Origin of the sequence: Bradyrhizobium acaciae (genome assembly GCF_020889785.1) — a bacterium.
GTDB lineage: Bacteria > Pseudomonadota > Alphaproteobacteria > Rhizobiales > Xanthobacteraceae > Bradyrhizobium > Bradyrhizobium acaciae.
The window spans coordinates 1-16,131 of record NZ_JACMYK010000157.1 but is presented as its reverse complement, the minus strand read 5'-3'; the positions used below and the strand labels follow the sequence as shown (position 1 = coordinate 16,131).

Genomic DNA, 16,131 nt, shown 5'->3' with positions numbered 1-16,131 from the left:
CCGGCGCCGCGGCAGGCGCGTCGTCCGCGCCGGCGCCGATCGGCGGCACCAGCGTCAAAAGCAGGACCAATGCGGCACAAAGACCTGTTCGCATCGCAAATCTGTTCCCGCGCTGCGCGGCTTGACACCGCAAGCTCGTGGTCTAGCTATGGACTGAAATGATGGCGCGCAAAAGGGAGCGCAAAATGGCCGCAGCTTCGGACGATCAAACAGGCTTCGCGCCCGACGACGACGCCCCGATCGGCTACATGAAGCGGACCCGCGATTATTACGCGGCGATCGGCTACACCACCCCCTACCGCTGGGCCCATTACACTTCCGCCCCGTTCCAGCCGCTGACGAAGCCGCTGAACCAGTCCCGCATCGCCATCATCACGACGGCGGCGCCGTTCGATCCCGCCCGGGGCGACCAGGGCCCCGGCGCGAAATACAATGGCGGGGCAAAATTCTATTCGGTCTATGACGGCGATACATCGCAGCAGCACGACTTAAGAATTTCGCACATCGCCTATGACCGCATCCACACCACGGCGACCGATAGCGGCACCTGGTTCCCGCTGGCGCAACTCAAGCGCCTCGCCGCGGCCGGCACGATCGGTGAAGTCGCGCCGCGCTTCTTCGGCGCCCCGACCAACCGCAGCCACCGCGTCACCATCGAGACCGATGCGCCGGAGATCCTCAAGCGCTGCCGCGACGACAAGGTCGACGCCGCGGTGCTGGTGCCGAACTGCCCGGTCTGCCACCAGACCGTCAGCCTCGTCGCGCGCCATCTCGAGGCCAACGGCATCCCGACCGTCGTGATGGGCTGTGCCAAGGACATTGTCGAGCACGCCGCGGTGCCGCGCTTCCTGTTCTCCGATTTCCCGCTCGGCAACTCCGCCGGCAGGCCGCATGACGAAGCCTCGCAGGCCTTCACGCTGGAGCTCGCGCTGCGCGTGCTGGAGACCGCGCCCGGTCCGCAGACCACCGTGCAGTCACCGCTGCGCTGGAGCGAGGATGCATCCTGGAAGCGCGACTACAGCAATGCCGACGCACTGAGCGCCGAGGAGTTGGCACGCCTGCGCCGCGAGTTCGATGCGCAGAAGGAAATCGCGAAGGGTCTGCGCGTGGCGTGATGTCAGGCTGAGTGTCGATCACACTCGCCCGCCAAACTGACAGTGTCATCGCCCGGCTCGACCGGGCGATCCAGTATTCCTGAGACAGCAGTCAATCACGGAGAGGCCGCGGCGTACTGGGTCCCCCGGTCAAGCCGGAGGACGACAGCGGAGGCAAATGACTGGCTCAGTGCGCTTCAACCAGCACAGGGACAGCATCATGTGATGCCCCTTCCTCACCACCCGCATAATGTCGCGCCAGCGCCGCACATGTCATCAGCTGGATCTGGTGAAACAGCATCAGCGGCAGCACGATCAGGCCGACCGATTGCCCGGCGAGCAGCACGCTCGCCATCGGCAATCCGCTCGCCAGACTCTTCTTCGATCCGCAGAACATGATGGCGATGCGGTCGGCGCGGGAGAAGCCGAGCAGCTTACTGCCGAAGTTGGTGATGAGCAGCACGATCGCCAGCAGCAGCGCATCCAGGCCGAGCACGATGGCCATCTGCGTCGCGTTGACCTGATGCCAGATGCCGTGGCTGACGCCGTCGCTGAACGCGGTGTAGACGATCAAGAGGATCGAGCCGCGATCGACCAGCCCGAGCATCGCATGATGCCTGGCGACCCACCGGCCGATCAGCGGCCGCGACAATTGCCCCGCCACGAACGGCAGCAGCAGCTGCACGACGATGTCGAGCGCGGCGTTGCCCGAGAAACCGCCATGGCTGGAGAGCAGCACGCCCGCCAGCAGCGGCGTCGCGACGATGCCGAGCAGGTTGGAGGCGGTCGCCGAGCACAGCGCCGCCGACACATTGCCGCGCGCGATCGAGGTGAAGGCGACCGACGACTGCACCGTCGACGGCAGGATGCAGATCAGGATCACGCCCGCCCACAGCGCCGGCGTCAAGAGATGCGGCGCCAGCGCGCGGGCCGCGAGCCCGAGCAGCGGGAACAGGGCAAAGGTCGACAGGAAGATCACGAGGTGCAGCCGCCAGTGCCGGGCGCCGACCAGCGCCTCCGTCGTCGAGAGGCGAGCACCGTGGAGGAAGAACAGCAGCGCGATCGCCACCTCTGTGGCGTAGCCGCCGAGCACGGTGCCTTGCCCGCGGAGCGGCAGCAGCGTGGCGAGGCCGACCATGCCGACGATGGCGGCGATATAGGGGTCGACGGACACGAACGAGCGCAGGCGGCCGAGGGTCATGGTGGCTTCCTTTCCTTGATCGGAAAGTGCTCCTCGCTATGCCGATTGTGAACCGCGCTTACCGGTGTTATTGTCATTACGTTATGTAATGACGGATCCGTGCCATGCTCGACCCGGCCCAGCTCGAAACCTTCCTCACCGTGGTGCAGACGCAGAACTTCACCGAGGCCGGCCGCCGCCTTGGCCTGAAGCAGTCGACGGTGAGCCAGCACATCCGCAAGCTCGAGGCCGCCGCCGGGCGCCGCCTGTTCGTGCGCGACACCCATTCGGTGGTGCTCACGGCCGACGGCGAGGCGATGACGGGTTTTGCGCGTCCGATCCTCGACGCCAATGCACGCGCCCGCGACTACTTCGCGGGGTCGCAAATGCGCGGAAAGGTCCGGTTCGGGGCGGCGGAAGATTTTGCCAGCTCCCGCCTGCCGGATCTGCTGCGCGACTTCGTCCGCCGCCACCCGCAGGTCGATCTCGAACTGACGGTCGGCCTCAGCGCCGTGCTGTACCAGCAGCTCGACGCCGGCGAGCTCGACCTCGTGCTCGGCAAGCGCCGCCCCGGCGACGCACTGGGACAGCTGGTGTGGCAGGACCGCCTGGTGTGGACCGCCGCGCCGGGGATGCGGCTCGATCCCGACGGGCCCCTGCCCCTGATCCTCTACGCGCCGCCGAGCGTCAGCCGCAGCGTGGTGCTGGAGGCGATGGAGCGGTTCGGGCGGCCCTGGCGCATCGTCTGCTCCAGCGGCAGCTTGAGCGGGCTGCGCGCAGCAGCACTCGCTGGTCTCGGCATCACCCCGCAGGCGCATAGCCTGATCCCGGACGGACTGGAACCGATGCCGGCGTCAGGATTGCCGCCGCTCGGCAGCGTCGAGTTCGTGGTCCGCACCGCCCGCCGCACCAAACGCGGCCCGGCGGTCGAGCTGGCCCAGGCGATCACGACGCATGGCGGCCGGCTGCGGCCGTAGAAGTACAATCAAGGTGCAGTGTCGAACTCCGGCAGCCGCCGGCTACTTTGCATGGGGTTGTTTTCGATATTTTGGCAGTGCGCGTGAACACTTGGTTACAGAAGCTCGCCAGCGCCATGCGCGACGGCCCTCCCCCGCTTGCAGGGGGAGGGAACGCAGCCTCGATGCGGCTCCTGCTCGCACCCAGGAGGCCCGCGTCAAGCGGCTGATGCTCCTGCGACCTGCACCGCGTTGAGCATGCCGGTCTGCTCGTGGCAGCCGAGATACTCGAAGAACTGCTCGTCGGCCGCCGCCACCGTGACCTCGTGATACAGCCTGAGTTTCGCAGCTGGTCCTAAGGTCGACAGATACTTCATCGCCGCACCGAAGATCCTGACATGGGTCGGATGCGATTCCGCCCAGCGCTCCAATGCCGCGAGGCTCTTCCACCAGCTCTGGCCGTAGGATTTTTCCGTTAATCGTCCATCCGCGTCGACGACGCGCATGTAGCGGTTGGCGTAGCAGCCGATCGGCACGCCGTCGTCGCGCAGGAAATCCATGCCCTCGCGCAGCACCGGCTCGACATCGTCGAGATACATCTTGCGCTCGGAGGCCTCGGTGTCGCTCCAGTCCTGGCCGGAGCGGATCAGGCAGAGATTGCCATGCGCAACGACGCGAATCCGTGCGCCGTCGCGGATCACCCGCGGCTCGCCGCCCGGCGTCATCGCGTCGGTCTGCGACAGCGGGATGCGGTCGCGCATGCCGCCCCAATAGGCGTGCTCCTGCACCTCGCCGCTCATGCCGTCAGCAAGCACCGCGACGCCCTCGGGGCGGCCGAGCGACGAGAACAGCGTCTCGTAGCGCGCAACATGCGGTCGCAGCACCTCGATGAAGCGGCCGACGGCATCACCGGCATTGCCGCCGGTCCAGGCCTCGCGCGCGCCCTCGAACCAGGCGTCGAAGCGCCCGGCAAAGTCCCAATAGGCAACCGAGACGACATTGGTGAAGCCGGCCTGGTCGACATATTGCGCGCGGTCCCAATGGATCGGACCGCTCTCACCGGCGAAGCGCTTGGCGATTTGTGCCAGCGCCTCGGCGGCCGCGGCGGTCGGCTCGCCGCGAAACTGCACGCCGAAATAGGCCATGATCACGCTTGCGACCGCGGGCTTGTGGCGCGCGACGAACGAGGGATAAGGCGGCGCGTAGTCGTCGGGCACGCGGCGATGACGCGAGCGCGCCGTTTGCAGATGGGATGGAATTGCGGATTCCATGGCAGTCGCCTCCGGTTGGATGTCGTCCTGGTGCGTTCAGCTCGCGGCCGCGTCGATCTCCTCGAGACTGTCGAGCGGCAGCGCGAAATGCTCGACGCGCTTGGAGGGCTTCTTGTTCAGCAGCAGCCGCGTGACGTCGGGCCGCGAGTAATGCCCGGCCGGGTCGGCGGCGTTCTTGGCGATCCCGATCGCGCCGAGATCGATATCGGCGAGCAGCAGGCCTTCCTGATCGGGCGGCAGCTTCTCGGCGATCGAGCTGCCGTCGGGCCCGTAGATCGCGGCGTGTCCGCCGCCGACATGCAGCAGCGCGTGCTTGTCGTCGCGGTCACACATCTCGTCGATCATCGCCTGCGAGACCGTGGCGCAGGGCGCCAGCACGAAGCACGAGCCCTCGACTGCATAGACCCGCGAGGCCGCGTTGTTGACCTCCCAGCCGAGCGCCGGCGCGAACGGGTCGTACAGGGAGAAGCTCGGCCAGGCCGCGACATGCACCTGCTCGTTCTGGGCATACATCGCGTATTTCGACAGCGGCTGCAGATGCTCCCAGCAGCAGAGTGCGCCGAGCCGGCCGATGCCGGGGCGGTCATGCACCGCGAGGTCGCTGCCGTCGCCCTCGCCATACACGGTGCGCTCGGCATGGGTCGGCCGCAGCTTGCGCCGCTTGGCGATGGTCTCGCCGTCGGGCCCGATCAGCCATTGCGCCAGATAGAGGCTGCCGCCCTCGCGTTCGGACAGGCCGAGCACCGCAGTCATGCCGGCCTTCTTCACCGCGAGCCGCAGCTTCTCGGCCTGCGGACTATCGTAGGACAGGGAATTATCGAAATAACGCTGCACGAAGCCGCGCCCGATCGCCCAGGCCGGGGAATCCAGCCAGATATACCAGGGATAACCGGGGATGAAGGCCTCGGGGAATGCGATCAGTTTGGCCCCTTTGGCGGCGGCCTCCTCGATCAGGGAAATGCTCTTGGCGATGGAGGCGTCGAGGTCGAGCCAGGCCGGGGCCGCCTGCACCACCGCAACGCGATATTTCGGATGTTCGATGCCCATGATGTCCTCCTCGTGACCGGCCCCTCCGGCCGGTTCGGTCTTGATCGGCCGCAGCCGCTTCTGACATCATGCTGCCTTGGGACCGGAAACGCCGTTCGACTAGGACGGAAGGAAAATTCGACTGCGGAGGAGATTCCCCCGGCCGTCACCGGTACGAAGCTTGCTTTGTTTGCGTGGCCAGCGTTGCACTCGTGAAGGGAGGAAATCATGCCGGCCCTGTTCACCACGGAAGACGCGCCAACGCATCGGCGCCTCGCGCTCTGGCGGGACATCGTCTGCGACGTGTTCGTGCAGCTCGACTGCAAGTCCGATCTCGGCACCGCGTTCCACGGCGCGATCACCAGCGCGCAACTGGGGGCAGTGAAGTGTTCGACGGTGTCGTCGGGCCGGCAGCGGGTGCTGCGCACGCCGTCGCGGATCGCGCGCACCAGCGAGGATTTTGTGCTGTTCGCGCTCGGCCGGAGCGGCACCGGCGGCGTGGTGCAAGACGGCCGCGAGACCGTGATCCAGCCCGGCGAGTTCGCGTTCTACGACACCACCCGGCCTTATGAGCTACGCTTCGACGACGACTTCACGCAGACGATCTTCCAGGTGCCGCGCGAGATGCTGCACCGGCGCTTTGCCGGCACCCAGGGCCTCACCGCGACCACGTTCGCATCGGATCGCCCGGTACAGCGGCTGGCCTTTCAGTTCATCTCGGGGCTCTCCGAGATCGCCGACAGGCTCGATTCCGACAATGCGATCCGCCTCGCCGATCAAGCCGCCGACCTGCTCGCGATGGCGATGAGCGAGCGGCTCGGCGGCGCCGCGCTGTCTGCCTCGACCCACCGCTCCGCGCTGCTGTATCGGCTGAAGGCGCACGTGCTCGCGCATCTGCCGAACCCCGAGCTCGGCCTCACCGAGACCGCCGCCGCGCTCGGCATCTCGCCGCGCTACGTCAACAGCCTGCTGGCCGACGAGGACACTTCGTTCCAGCGCTTCGTGCTGGCGCAGCGGCTGGAGCGCTGCAAGCGCGACCTCGCCTCGCCGGCGCACGCGCATCGCCACATCGGCGAGATCGCGTTCGCCTGGGGCTTTAACGACCTTTCGCATTTCGGCCGCGTGTTTCGCGACCACTACGGCCTGTCGCCGCGCGATTGGCGGCAAAGCCGGCTGCCGAACTAGCTCACGAGGCCCGTTGCGGCGCAAAATAGCCGGAAATCCGGACCTTCCGACATGCAAACAATTTACACTAACTGCAACGGGTTCCGTTGGTGCCCTTCTTTTCACTGACGCGGACCGGTACAGTCCTGCCGTTCATTTAGGAGGATTTCCCATGCAGGACCGGCGCCAAAGCCCACGCGACAAGGTGTTTTACGGTGCGGTTGCGGAGATCAATGAGCGCGGCTCGACGATGGATTGCGTCGTCCGCAACATCAGCGACCACGGCGCGTGCGTTGAATTCGGTGACGCCACGCGGCTGCCCGAAGAGATGAATCTCAACATCGCGCGCAAGGGCCGCTCGTTCCTCGCGCGCCTGATTTGGCGCCAGGCCAACAAGGTCGGCCTCGCCTTCCGGATCATGACCTCGGACACCCCGGTCAGCGATCTCGACGAGCGGGTCCGCCGCAGCGAGATCAAGAAGCGGCAGTTGCAGCAGCGCATCAAGGAGTTGCTCGGCCAGGGCTGAGCCGCTTTTCGCGTTCCCCGGCCCCGTTTCGATGCACCCGGGGCCGACATTTCGGGGGTTGCAAAGGCCCGGCTAATCCAGCATGCGGTAAGCCCGCAATGCCGGAACCGAGAGCCAGTTCACGACATGTCGTCCGCGATCATTGAGCATCCCGACGGGCTGCCGCAGCCGCAGCGCAATTGGGCCATTCTCACGATCGCGCTCGGGCTGGTGATGGCTGTCGTCGACGGCTCGATCGCCAACGTTGCGCTGCCGACCATTGCCCGGGATCTGAACGCCAGCCCCGCGTTCTCGATCTGGATCGTCAACGGCTATCAATTGGCGATCACGATCTCGCTGCTGCCGCTGGCCTCGCTCGGCGAGATCATCGGCTATCGCCGCGTCTATCTGGCGGGGCTGTTGCTGTTCACGCTGGCCTCGCTGTTCTGCGCGCTGTCGCATACGCTGCCGCTGCTGACGATCGCACGCATCCTGCAGGGATTTGGCGCCGCCGGCATCCTCAGCGTCAACTCCGCGTTGGTCCGCTTCACCTATCCGCATTCGCAGCTCGGCCGCGGCATCGGCGTCAACGCGCTGGTGGTCGCGATCTCGGCCGCGGTCGGCCCGACCATCGCCTCGTTCATCCTGGCGATCGGCACCTGGCCCTATCTGTTCGCCATCAACGTTCCGCTCGGCATCGTCACGCTGGCGCTGGGCTGGCGCTTCCTGCCCCATACGAGGCCCGCGGTGCACGCCTTCGACTGGCAGAGCGCCGCGATGAGCGCGATTGCGTTCGGCTTCGGCATCAGCGCGATCGACAGCGCCGGCCACGGCGAAGCGCTGTATCTCTGCGCATTGGAGTTCGCGATCGCCGCGGTCGCCTCGCATCTGCTGTACCGGCGGCAGCAGCATCTGCCCTCGCCGCTGCTGCCGGTCGACCTGTTGCGGATTCCCATCTTCGCGCTGTCGATCGGCACCTCGATCGCCTCGTTCTGCGGCCAGATGCTAGCCTTCGTCGCGATGCCGTTCTATCTGGAAAACCATTTCGGCTATTCGGCGGTGCAGATCGGCTTGTTGATCACGCCGTGGCCGATCGCGGTCGCGTTCGCCGCGCCGATCGCGGGCTGGCTGGTCGAGCGTTACCCGGCCGGCCTGCTCGGCGGCATCGGCCTGCTGCTGTTCGCATTGGGGTTGGGCACACTGGCCTTCATGCCAGCCAATGCGACGCCGATAGATGTGATCTGGCGGACGGCGCTCGCCGGCGTGGGCTTCGGCCTGTTCCAAACCCCGAACAACCGCACCATGATCGCCGCCGCCCCGCGCGAGCGTTCCGGCGGCGCCAGCGGTATGCTGGGGACCGCGCGTTTGCTCGGACAGACCATCGGCGCCGCCCTGGTGGCGATGCTGCTGGCGCGCTATCCGGCCGATGGCACACGGATCTCGCTGATGGTCGGCGTCGGCTTTGCCGTCGCAGGCGCGGTGCTCAGCACGCTGCGGCTGTCCTCGGCCGGCAGCCGCGGCGCCGACCAGGTGCGGGTTCATGAGGGCCAGCGGCTGAAGGGCGAGTGAGGCAACAGCGGCCCTGCATCACCGCAAACAAAAAGGCCGGCTGTTCAGCCGGCCTTTTCATTTGATTGCTTGGCTCGCGCCTCAGACCTTGACCATCGGCCCCTTGGAGGCCGGCCCCTTGGTGCCGCCTCCGCCGCCATTGTTCGGTCCACCCTTCGGCGGCTTGCGCTTGCGCGGCGGCAGGTTCTCGGGCTTCGGCGTGACCGGGCCCTCGACATATTCGAAGCCGATCTTGTCCTTGGCGGCCGCCTCGTCCTTGACCAGCACGACGCGGACGTGTCCGCCGCCCTTGAGGTGGCCGAACAGAACTTCATCCGCGAGCGGCTTCTTGATGTGCTCCTGGATGATGCGCGCCATCGGACGCGCGCCCATCTGCTCGTCATAGCCGTGCTCGATCAGCCAGGCCTTGGCGGGCTCCGACAGCTCGATCGTGACATCGCGGTCGGCGAGCTGCGCCTCGAGCTGAAGCACGAACTTCTCGACCACCATGCCGATCACCTCGGCATTGAGGTGCGCGAACGAGACGATCGCATCCAGACGGTTGCGGAATTCCGGCGCGAACTGCCGGTTGATCGCCTCGTGGTCGTCGCCTTCCCGCTTCGAGCGGGTGAAGCCGAAGGCCTGCCGCGCAAGGTCGGCCGCGCCCGCATTCGTGGTCATGATCAGGATCACGTTGCGGAAGTTGACCTGCTTGCCGTTATGGTCGGTGAGCCGGCCATGGTCCATGATCTGCAGCAGCACGTTGTAGAGATCCGGATGCGCCTTCTCGATTTCGTCGAGCAGCACGACACAATGCGGATGCTGGTCCACGCCATCGGTGAGCAGGCCGCCCTGATCGAAGCCGACATAGCCGGGAGGCGCGCCGATCAGGCGCGACACGGTGTGCCGCTCCATGTATTCGGACATGTCGAAGCGCAACAGCTCGACGCCGAGCGACGCCGCAAGTTGCTTCGCCACCTCGGTCTTGCCGACGCCGGTCGGACCCGAGAACAGATAGCTGCCGATCGGCTTCTCCGGCTCGCGCAAGCCGGCTCGCGCAAGCTTGATCGACGCCGCCAGCGACTCGATCGCCTTGTCCTGACCGAACACCGTGCGCTTCAGGGTCTGCTCGAGATGCTTGAGCACCTCGGCATCGTCCTTCGACACGCTCTTCGGCGGGATCCGCGCCATGGTCGCGATCGTAGTCTCGATCTCCTTGATGCCGATCGTCTTCTTGCGCTTGCTCTCGGCGACCAGCATCTGCGCCGCGCCGGACTCGTCGATCACGTCGATTGCCTTGTCGGGCAGCTTGCGGTCGTGGATGTAGCGCGACGACAGCTGCACCGCCGCCTCGATCGCCTCATTGGTGTATTTCAGCCGATGGTAATCCTCGAAGTAAGGCTTGAGGCCCTTGAGGATCGCGATCGCGTCTTCCACCGTCGGCTCGTTGACGTCGATCTTCTGGAAGCGCCGCACCAGCGCGCGGTCCTTCTCGAAGTGCTGACGGTATTCCTTGTAGGTGGTCGAGCCCATGCAGCGGATCGTGCCCGAAGCCAGCGCGGGCTTGAGCAGATTGGATGCATCCATCGCGCCGCCCGAGGTGGCGCCGGCGCCGATCACGGTGTGGATTTCGTCAATGAACAGGATGGCGTTCGGATGCGCCTCCAGCTCCTTCAGGACCTGCTTCAACCGCTCCTCGAAATCGCCGCGGTAGCGGGTGCCCGCGAGCAACGTGCCCATGTCGAGCGAGAACACGGTCGCGGCCGCCAGCACTTCCGGCACATCGCTGTCGACGATGCGCTTGGCGAGGCCTTCGGCGATCGCGGTCTTGCCGACGCCGGCTTCACCGACGAACAGCGGATTGTTCTTCTGGCGGCGGCACAGCACCTGGATCGCACGGTTGATCTCGGCATTGCGGCCGATCACCGGATCGATCTTGCCGTCACGCGCCTTCTTGTTGAGGTTGACGCAATAGGTCTCGAGCGCCTCGCCCTTCTTCTTGGCGTCCTCGTTGCCCTTGGCCTCGGTTTCCTCGTCGACGCCGCGCACCGGCCGCGCCTCGGAGACGCCGGGCCGCTTGGCGATGCCGTGGCTGATGTAGTTGACGGCGTCGTAACGCGTCATGTCCTGCTCCTGCAGGAAATACGCGGCATGGCTCTCGCGCTCGGCGAAGATCGCGATCAGCACATTGGCGCCGGTCACTTCCTCGCGACCGGACGACTGGACGTGAATCACCGCGCGCTGGATCACGCGCTGGAACCCGGCGGTCGGCTTCGCGTCGTCGGCGCCGTCCGTCACCAGGTTTTCGAATTCGGTCTCGAGATAATTGACGAGGCTCGTTCTGAGCTTGTCGAGATCGACGCTGCAGGCCCGCATCACCGCCGCCGCATCCGAGTCATCGATCAGCGACAGCAGCAGATGTTCGAGCGTCGCATACTGATGATGACGCTCGTTTGCGATCGCCAATGCACGGTGCAGCGATTGTTCAAGGCTTTGGGAAAAAGTTGGCATTCGCGTCCTCTATGGCCCCCTGCCATCATGATCGCCATTACCGGGTCAGGCAATAACAACCTTCGTGATCGCCATTGATATAGTTACGACGGATCGTGGCGAAAGACCGGTCTCGCGATGATGGTTTTCTTCTAAATTCGGGGCATCGGAACGTCGCCTGGCAACGTCGCTTGCCCGCGCCCCGTGATCATACGGGAACGCCGTTCGCCACCACACAAAACGCGATGCAAGACCCGTTCCGCTCCCCGCGGCAGGTCAATCGTTCCCGCGCGCTATTTCTTTTCCATCACACATTGCAGTGGATGCTGATGCTTGCGCGCGAAGTCCATGACTTGCGTCACTTTGGTCTCGGCGATCTCATAGGTAAACACGCCGCACTCGCCGATCCCGTGATGGTGAACGTGCAGCATGATCTTGGTCGCCGCCTCGGCGTCCTTGTTGAAGAATCGTTCCAGCACGTGAACGACGAACTCCATCGGCGTGTAGTCGTCGTTCAGGATCAGGACACGATACAGGTTCGGCCGCTTGGTCTTCGGCTTGACCTTGGTGATGACCGAGGTCGACGGGCCGCTGCCCGCACCATTGCGGTTGTCGTCATTGCTCATTTTCGGCGCCGCCGCGGCGGGCACCGCCGGCATGGACGAAACCGGCTCGGAGATCGGGACTGTCAACTTGGATCGCAACATGGCTCAGGCGTTCGAATTCCCCAAAGGAAGCCGGCGGGACACCGGATGGCGATTGGAAGGTGGTCGCGATTGCCGCAAGACTGATCGCGGAACCCCCAGCAATGCTTTCCAGATTGCCGCCCCCGGTCCGATCCGGCGGCCGGATCGACCTCCCGAATATGGGCCTCGCGAGGCCCTGCCGCAACCTAAGACCCGCCGCGGCCCACCGGTCCGATTCCCGGTACGGCAACCCTCGGAAGGTTAATCATTTCTGCCTGATTTGACAAAGGAGCCGGGCATCCAATTTAGAGCGCGTTCAGGATAGTAACGGCTTTTGCCCAGCTTTTGATCCTCCATCGGGCCACCTGTCAGGTTTCCCTAGCCCGATTCACCATCTGTTTAGCCGCGCGCGTGGAGATGGCCGCGCAATCCATTTCCATGAGAGTGCCATGCTTGGTTCAGCCATTTTCGACCGCATCCGGACGGCTGCCCGCCGGTTTTCCGGGGCAACGGGCGGCAATGTCGCGGTGATCTTCACCTTCGCAATCCTGCCGATCCTCGCCTTCATGGGCGCAGCGGTCGACTATACCCGCGCCAACAACGCCCGCACTGCGATGCAGTCGGCGCTCGATTCCACCGCGCTGATGCTGTCCAAGGATCTGACCATGGGCAGCATCACGGCCGCGCAAATCCCGAGCAAGGCGCAGAGCTATTTCAACGCCCTCTTCACCAACAAGGACGGCCAGGGCATTGCCATCTCGGCCACCTATACGACCCCGACAGCGAGCGCAGCTGCGACCATTCTCCTGAGCGGGTCCGGCTACATCAACACCTATTTCATGAAGTTTGCCGATCTGTCCGGCGGCAATTTCCAGAAAATGAATTTCGGCACCTCGACCACCACCACCTGGGGCAACGTCAAGATGCGCGTCGCGCTGGCCCTCGATAACACGGGATCGATGAGCCAGAACGGCAAGATTACCGCCCTGCGAAACGCGGTGGCCGGAACCGGCGGCCTGATCGACCAGCTCAGCGCGCTCAGCAAGAACAACGGCGACGTCTACATTTCCGTCATCCCGTTCGCCAAGGTCGTCAACCTCGGCGCCAGCAACTACGGTCAGAACTATATCGACTGGACCGACTGGCTGAATCCGCCGACCGCGCAGCCCAACAACGGCAGCACCCAGGCGACGCTGCCGATGAACTGGCACGCAGTGGGACCGGGTGCGAGATGCCCCTGGACCAACAGCAACGGCGGCTTCACCTGCACAAAAGGCCCGAGCAACTCGTCCAGCACGACCTACATCCCCTCGAGCGGGACCTATTCAGGCTACATTTGCCCGAGCGTCGACTACAATTCGCACTCGCTCTACAATGGCTGCTGGGTCAGCACGCAGGTCGGCACCGGCGTGTTCTGCACCGGGTCGAGTTCGTGTGCCTGCCCAACAGACAACACGGGCTATCCTGTGAGTGGCTGCAGCTGCGGCACCAAAAACGGCGTCTACTCATGCTCCGGCAATCTGTACACCCACGACTGGACACAGCCGGGCCCCAACGACACGGTCGACAACAAGAACCAGCCCCGGGTCACAGCCGTCGTCGGATGGACCAACAACCAATGGACTTCGACCAACAAGACGCCAACCGTCGTGAACAACTGGCAGCAGCCCTCCACCAATCCCATCAGCACATGGACTGGCTGCATCACCGACCGCACCCAGCCGAACGATGCGACCGGCGTACTGCCGAATACATCCGACGTCACCACGATGTTCCCGGCCAACGAGTACTATGAAAACAGCACCGCCTACTGCAACAGCAACGTCTCCACGCCGCTCGAGCCGATCATCCCGCTGAGCTATAACTGGAGCGCGCTCAAGACCGCGGTCAATGCGATGCAGCCGACCGGCGGCACCGACCAGTCGGTCGGCCTCGCCTGGGCGTGGCAGTCCCTTCTGGTGGGCGGTCCGCTGAACACGCCGGCGGAAGACTCCAACACGACCTACAACCGGGTCATCATCCTGCTGTCCGACGGTCTGAACACCGAGGACCGCTGGCCCGATTACGGCGACGGCAGTTCGCAAGCCTCAGGCAATCCGATCGATGCCCGGCAAGCCCTGCAGTGCCAGAATCTGCAGAACGCGAAGGATTCCAGCGGAAATCCGATGTACACGATCTACACCATCCAGGTGAACACCAGCACGCCCGCCGATCCGACCTCGACCGTCCTGAAGAACTGCGCCAGCAGTCCCGACAAGTTCTACATGCTGACCAGTTCGACCCAGATCCTGACGACGTTCAACACGATCGGAACTGCGCTGAGCAAGCTGCGGCTGGCGAAGTAATCGTCCCCTCAGGCACAACAAAAAAGCCCGGCCGAAACGGCCGGGCTTTTCGTTTGTCTTGGTCAGCGGCGCTTACTGAGCGGGCGCGAACTTGGAGACCAGGCCCTCATAGGGCTTGAAGGTCTGCTTGGCGCAGTCGCTGTACAGGCCGGCGATCTTCTGCGATTCCGCGACGAACGTCTCGTAGGACGAGCGCAGATACTCGGTCTGCGCCTCGAGCGCCTTGTCCAGCGACTTCACGCCCGACAGCTTCTCGACGAACGACTTGGTGTCCTCAAACGACTTCTTGGCGTAGTCGCCATAAGCGGTGGCGATCGCCTGGACGCCGCTCTGCAGGTTGTTCGCAGACGCAGTGACCGACTCGAAATGCTCTTTGCCGTAGCTCTGAATGTCTTCGATCTTGACCATGGATGGAATTCCTTTTCCCAGACTTTGAAGGCGCAAATTCCCATTGCCGGGAAGCTCCCGGCCCCCAGACGCCGATACGAATATCGCATCGCACAATAAAGTCAACGAATATTGTGCAACGCACAACGACATTTGCCCGAATCCTGGGCATTTGCCATAAACCCCGGGGGACTACGCAACGGTTGCTTAATCTTTTGGAAACTCGGGCCGCCTAACCTGATTCCCGGACTTTGTTCGCCTTCCGACAGACGGCTTCGAAAGCTGTTTGTGAACAACACCTTAGCTAGAAGAGCGACCTGAGCCGCCACCAAGGCCGATGGTTCTGCCCGAAGTGGTCAGTTGCGCAGGCAAGGATCGACGGCCGCCGGGCACAATTTCGCCTCACGAGCCAGTGATCTAGATAGAAATTGGGACGGGGAAGTAGATGCTTCGAACAACCTTTGCCTCCTCGCGGGCGCTGCGAGTTGGCGTTCTTGGGCTCGTGACCGTTACGACGGCGATCCTGATCACCAGTGATAGCGCCGAGGCGCGCCGCCACCGGCGCCACACCGCCCGCCACCATCACAGCGAGTCCGCCTCGCGCGAAAGCTACAGCCCGCAATTCGCGTCGATCATCGTCGACGGCAATACCGGCTCGGTGCTGACAGCCAACAGCCCCGACGGCCTGCGGCACCCCGCCTCGCTCACCAAGATCATGACGCTCTATCTGCTGTTCGAGCGCCTCGATTCCGGAAAGATGAAGCTCGACACCGAGATGCCGGTTTCCGAGCATGCCTCCGAACAGGATCCGACCAAGCTCGGCCTGCGGCCCGGCCAGACCATCAGGGTCGAAGACGCCATCAAGGGCCTCGTCACCCGCTCCGCCAATGACGCCGCGGTCGTGATCGCCGAGGCGATCGGCGGCAGCGAAGATGACTTCGCCCGGATGATGACCCGCAAGGCCCGCGCGCTCGGCATGAGCCGCACGACCTATCGCAACGCCTCCGGCCTGCCCAACGACGAGCAGATCACGACGGCGCGCGATCAGTCGACGCTCGGCCGCGCCATCCAGGATCGCTTCCCGCGCTACTATCGCTACTTCTCGACGACGGCGTTCAATTTCCGCGGCCACACGATCACCGGCCACAATCGCCTGCTCGGCAGCGTCGAAGGCGTCGACGGCATCAAGACCGGCTACACCCGCGCCTCCGGCTTCAACCTCGTGACCTCGATGCACCGCGGCAATCGCTTCCTAGTCGGCGTGGTGCTCGGCGGCCGCAGCGGCGGCTCCCGCGACGCCATCATGCGCAACCTGCTGGCCGAAAACATCGGCAAGGCCGGGACCACCCGCACGGTCGCCGCGATCACCGAGCGCAATCCTGCCGACGCCAATGTCGAGGTCGCCGATGCCGACAACGCCCGCAACGCGGACACCTCACCGGTCGCGGCCTCGGAGCCCGCCGCCGCGGCTGCCGCGAT

Annotated in this window: 13 protein-coding genes; 7 read left to right on the top strand and 6 right to left on the bottom strand. The window is 64.7% G+C overall.

Annotated features, from left to right (window positions below; genetic code table 11):
• The first annotated feature begins 185 nt into the window (after positions 1-185).
• On the top strand, positions 186-1,115 hold the full coding sequence (locus tag H8A92_RS34740; RefSeq protein WP_229199849.1) for a glycine/sarcosine/betaine reductase selenoprotein B family protein: 930 nt from the start codon (positions 186-188) through the stop codon (positions 1,113-1,115).
• A gap of 166 nt (positions 1,116-1,281) precedes the next feature.
• Here the strand turns inward: H8A92_RS34740 and H8A92_RS34735 are convergent, their stop codons facing one another.
• Positions 1,282-2,295: a bile acid:sodium symporter family protein gene (locus H8A92_RS34735; RefSeq protein ID WP_229199848.1), complete on the bottom strand. Its 1,014-nt coding sequence runs from the start codon at positions 2,293-2,295 to the stop codon at positions 1,282-1,284.
• Positions 2,296-2,399: 104 nt separating this feature from the next.
• On the opposite strand from H8A92_RS34735, the gene H8A92_RS34730 reads away from it, so the two are divergent.
• Positions 2,400-3,251 carry a LysR family transcriptional regulator gene (locus tag H8A92_RS34730; RefSeq protein ID WP_229199847.1) on the top strand — a complete coding sequence of 284 codons (852 nt, stop codon included), beginning with the start codon at positions 2,400-2,402 and terminating at the stop codon, positions 3,249-3,251.
• Positions 3,252-3,448: 197 nt separating this feature from the next.
• Here H8A92_RS34730 and H8A92_RS34725 read toward each other — a convergent pair whose 3' ends face one another.
• Both H8A92_RS34725 and H8A92_RS34720 read right to left on the bottom strand, forming a co-directional pair.
• Positions 3,449-4,501, bottom strand: coding sequence for a phenylacetaldoxime dehydratase family protein (locus H8A92_RS34725; RefSeq protein ID WP_229199846.1), 1,053 nt, complete (start codon positions 4,499-4,501; stop codon positions 3,449-3,451).
• Between the two features lie 36 nt (positions 4,502-4,537).
• A complete protein-coding gene (locus H8A92_RS34720) occupies positions 4,538-5,548 on the bottom strand; it encodes a carbon-nitrogen hydrolase family protein (protein WP_229199845.1) in 1,011 nt (336 codons plus the stop codon).
• Between the two features lie 207 nt (positions 5,549-5,755).
• Here H8A92_RS34720 and H8A92_RS34715 point away from each other — a divergent pair, with 207 nt between their 5' ends.
• The 3 genes from H8A92_RS34715 to H8A92_RS34705 all read left to right on the top strand — a co-directional run bounded on the left by H8A92_RS34715 (position 5,756) and on the right by H8A92_RS34705 (position 8,765).
• On the top strand, positions 5,756-6,712 hold the full coding sequence (locus tag H8A92_RS34715; RefSeq protein WP_229199844.1) for an AraC-like ligand-binding domain-containing protein: 957 nt from the start codon (positions 5,756-5,758) through the stop codon (positions 6,710-6,712).
• Positions 6,713-6,863: 151 nt separating this feature from the next.
• The gene (locus tag H8A92_RS34710) at positions 6,864-7,217 is read left to right on the top strand and encodes a PilZ domain-containing protein (protein WP_229199843.1); all 354 of its coding nucleotides are present in this window, start codon (positions 6,864-6,866) and stop codon (positions 7,215-7,217) included.
• A 126-nt stretch (positions 7,218-7,343) separates the two neighbouring features.
• Positions 7,344-8,765 (top strand): MFS transporter, encoded by a 1,422-nt coding sequence (locus H8A92_RS34705; RefSeq protein ID WP_229199842.1) that lies wholly within the window; start codon positions 7,344-7,346, stop codon positions 8,763-8,765.
• Between the two features lie 81 nt (positions 8,766-8,846).
• Here H8A92_RS34705 and clpA read toward each other — a convergent pair whose 3' ends face one another.
• Both clpA and clpS read right to left on the bottom strand, forming a co-directional pair.
• Positions 8,847-11,255 carry an ATP-dependent Clp protease ATP-binding subunit ClpA gene (clpA, locus tag H8A92_RS34700; protein ID WP_229199841.1) on the bottom strand — a complete coding sequence of 803 codons (2,409 nt, stop codon included), beginning with the start codon at positions 11,253-11,255 and terminating at the stop codon, positions 8,847-8,849.
• A gap of 272 nt (positions 11,256-11,527) precedes the next feature.
• Entirely contained in the window at positions 11,528-11,860 is a 333-nt protein-coding gene (gene clpS, locus H8A92_RS34695; protein WP_106318898.1) for an ATP-dependent Clp protease adapter ClpS, read from the bottom strand.
• Positions 11,861-12,369: 509 nt separating this feature from the next.
• On the opposite strand from clpS, the gene H8A92_RS34690 reads away from it, so the two are divergent.
• Positions 12,370-14,265, top strand: a complete 1,896-nt coding sequence (locus H8A92_RS34690; protein ID WP_229199840.1) for a TadE/TadG family type IV pilus assembly protein — start codon at positions 12,370-12,372, stop codon at positions 14,263-14,265.
• A 72-nt stretch (positions 14,266-14,337) separates the two neighbouring features.
• Here H8A92_RS34690 and H8A92_RS34685 read toward each other — a convergent pair whose 3' ends face one another.
• Positions 14,338-14,673: a phasin family protein gene (locus H8A92_RS34685; RefSeq protein ID WP_229199839.1), complete on the bottom strand. Its 336-nt coding sequence runs from the start codon at positions 14,671-14,673 to the stop codon at positions 14,338-14,340.
• Between the two features lie 424 nt (positions 14,674-15,097).
• Here H8A92_RS34685 and H8A92_RS34680 point away from each other — a divergent pair.
• The coding region (locus tag H8A92_RS34680) for a D-alanyl-D-alanine carboxypeptidase family protein (RefSeq protein WP_229199838.1) at positions 15,098-16,131 on the top strand (1,034 nt) is incomplete at its 3' end.

Bases quoted from the DNA above. Each gene is read 5' to 3' on its own strand.
- H8A92_RS34740 (WP_229199849.1), top strand. From the start codon at position 186: ATGGCCGCAGCTTCGGACGATCAAACAGGCTTCGCGCCCGACGACGAC.
- H8A92_RS34735 (WP_229199848.1), bottom strand. From the start codon at position 2,295: ATGACCCTCGGCCGCCTGCGCTCGTTCGTGTCCGTCGACCCCTATATC.
- H8A92_RS34730 (WP_229199847.1), top strand. From the start codon at position 2,400: ATGCTCGACCCGGCCCAGCTCGAAACCTTCCTCACCGTGGTGCAGACG.
- H8A92_RS34725 (WP_229199846.1), bottom strand. From the start codon at position 4,501: ATGGAATCCGCAATTCCATCCCATCTGCAAACGGCGCGCTCGCGTCAT.
- H8A92_RS34720 (WP_229199845.1), bottom strand. From the start codon at position 5,548: ATGGGCATCGAACATCCGAAATATCGCGTTGCGGTGGTGCAGGCGGCC.
- H8A92_RS34715 (WP_229199844.1), top strand. From the start codon at position 5,756: ATGCCGGCCCTGTTCACCACGGAAGACGCGCCAACGCATCGGCGCCTC.
- H8A92_RS34710 (WP_229199843.1), top strand. From the start codon at position 6,864: ATGCAGGACCGGCGCCAAAGCCCACGCGACAAGGTGTTTTACGGTGCG.
- H8A92_RS34705 (WP_229199842.1), top strand. From the start codon at position 7,344: ATGTCGTCCGCGATCATTGAGCATCCCGACGGGCTGCCGCAGCCGCAG.
- clpA (WP_229199841.1), bottom strand. From the start codon at position 11,255: ATGCCAACTTTTTCCCAAAGCCTTGAACAATCGCTGCACCGTGCATTG.
- clpS (WP_106318898.1), bottom strand. From the start codon at position 11,860: ATGAGCAATGACGACAACCGCAATGGTGCGGGCAGCGGCCCGTCGACC.
- H8A92_RS34690 (WP_229199840.1), top strand. From the start codon at position 12,370: ATGCTTGGTTCAGCCATTTTCGACCGCATCCGGACGGCTGCCCGCCGG.
- H8A92_RS34685 (WP_229199839.1), bottom strand. From the start codon at position 14,673: ATGGTCAAGATCGAAGACATTCAGAGCTACGGCAAAGAGCATTTCGAG.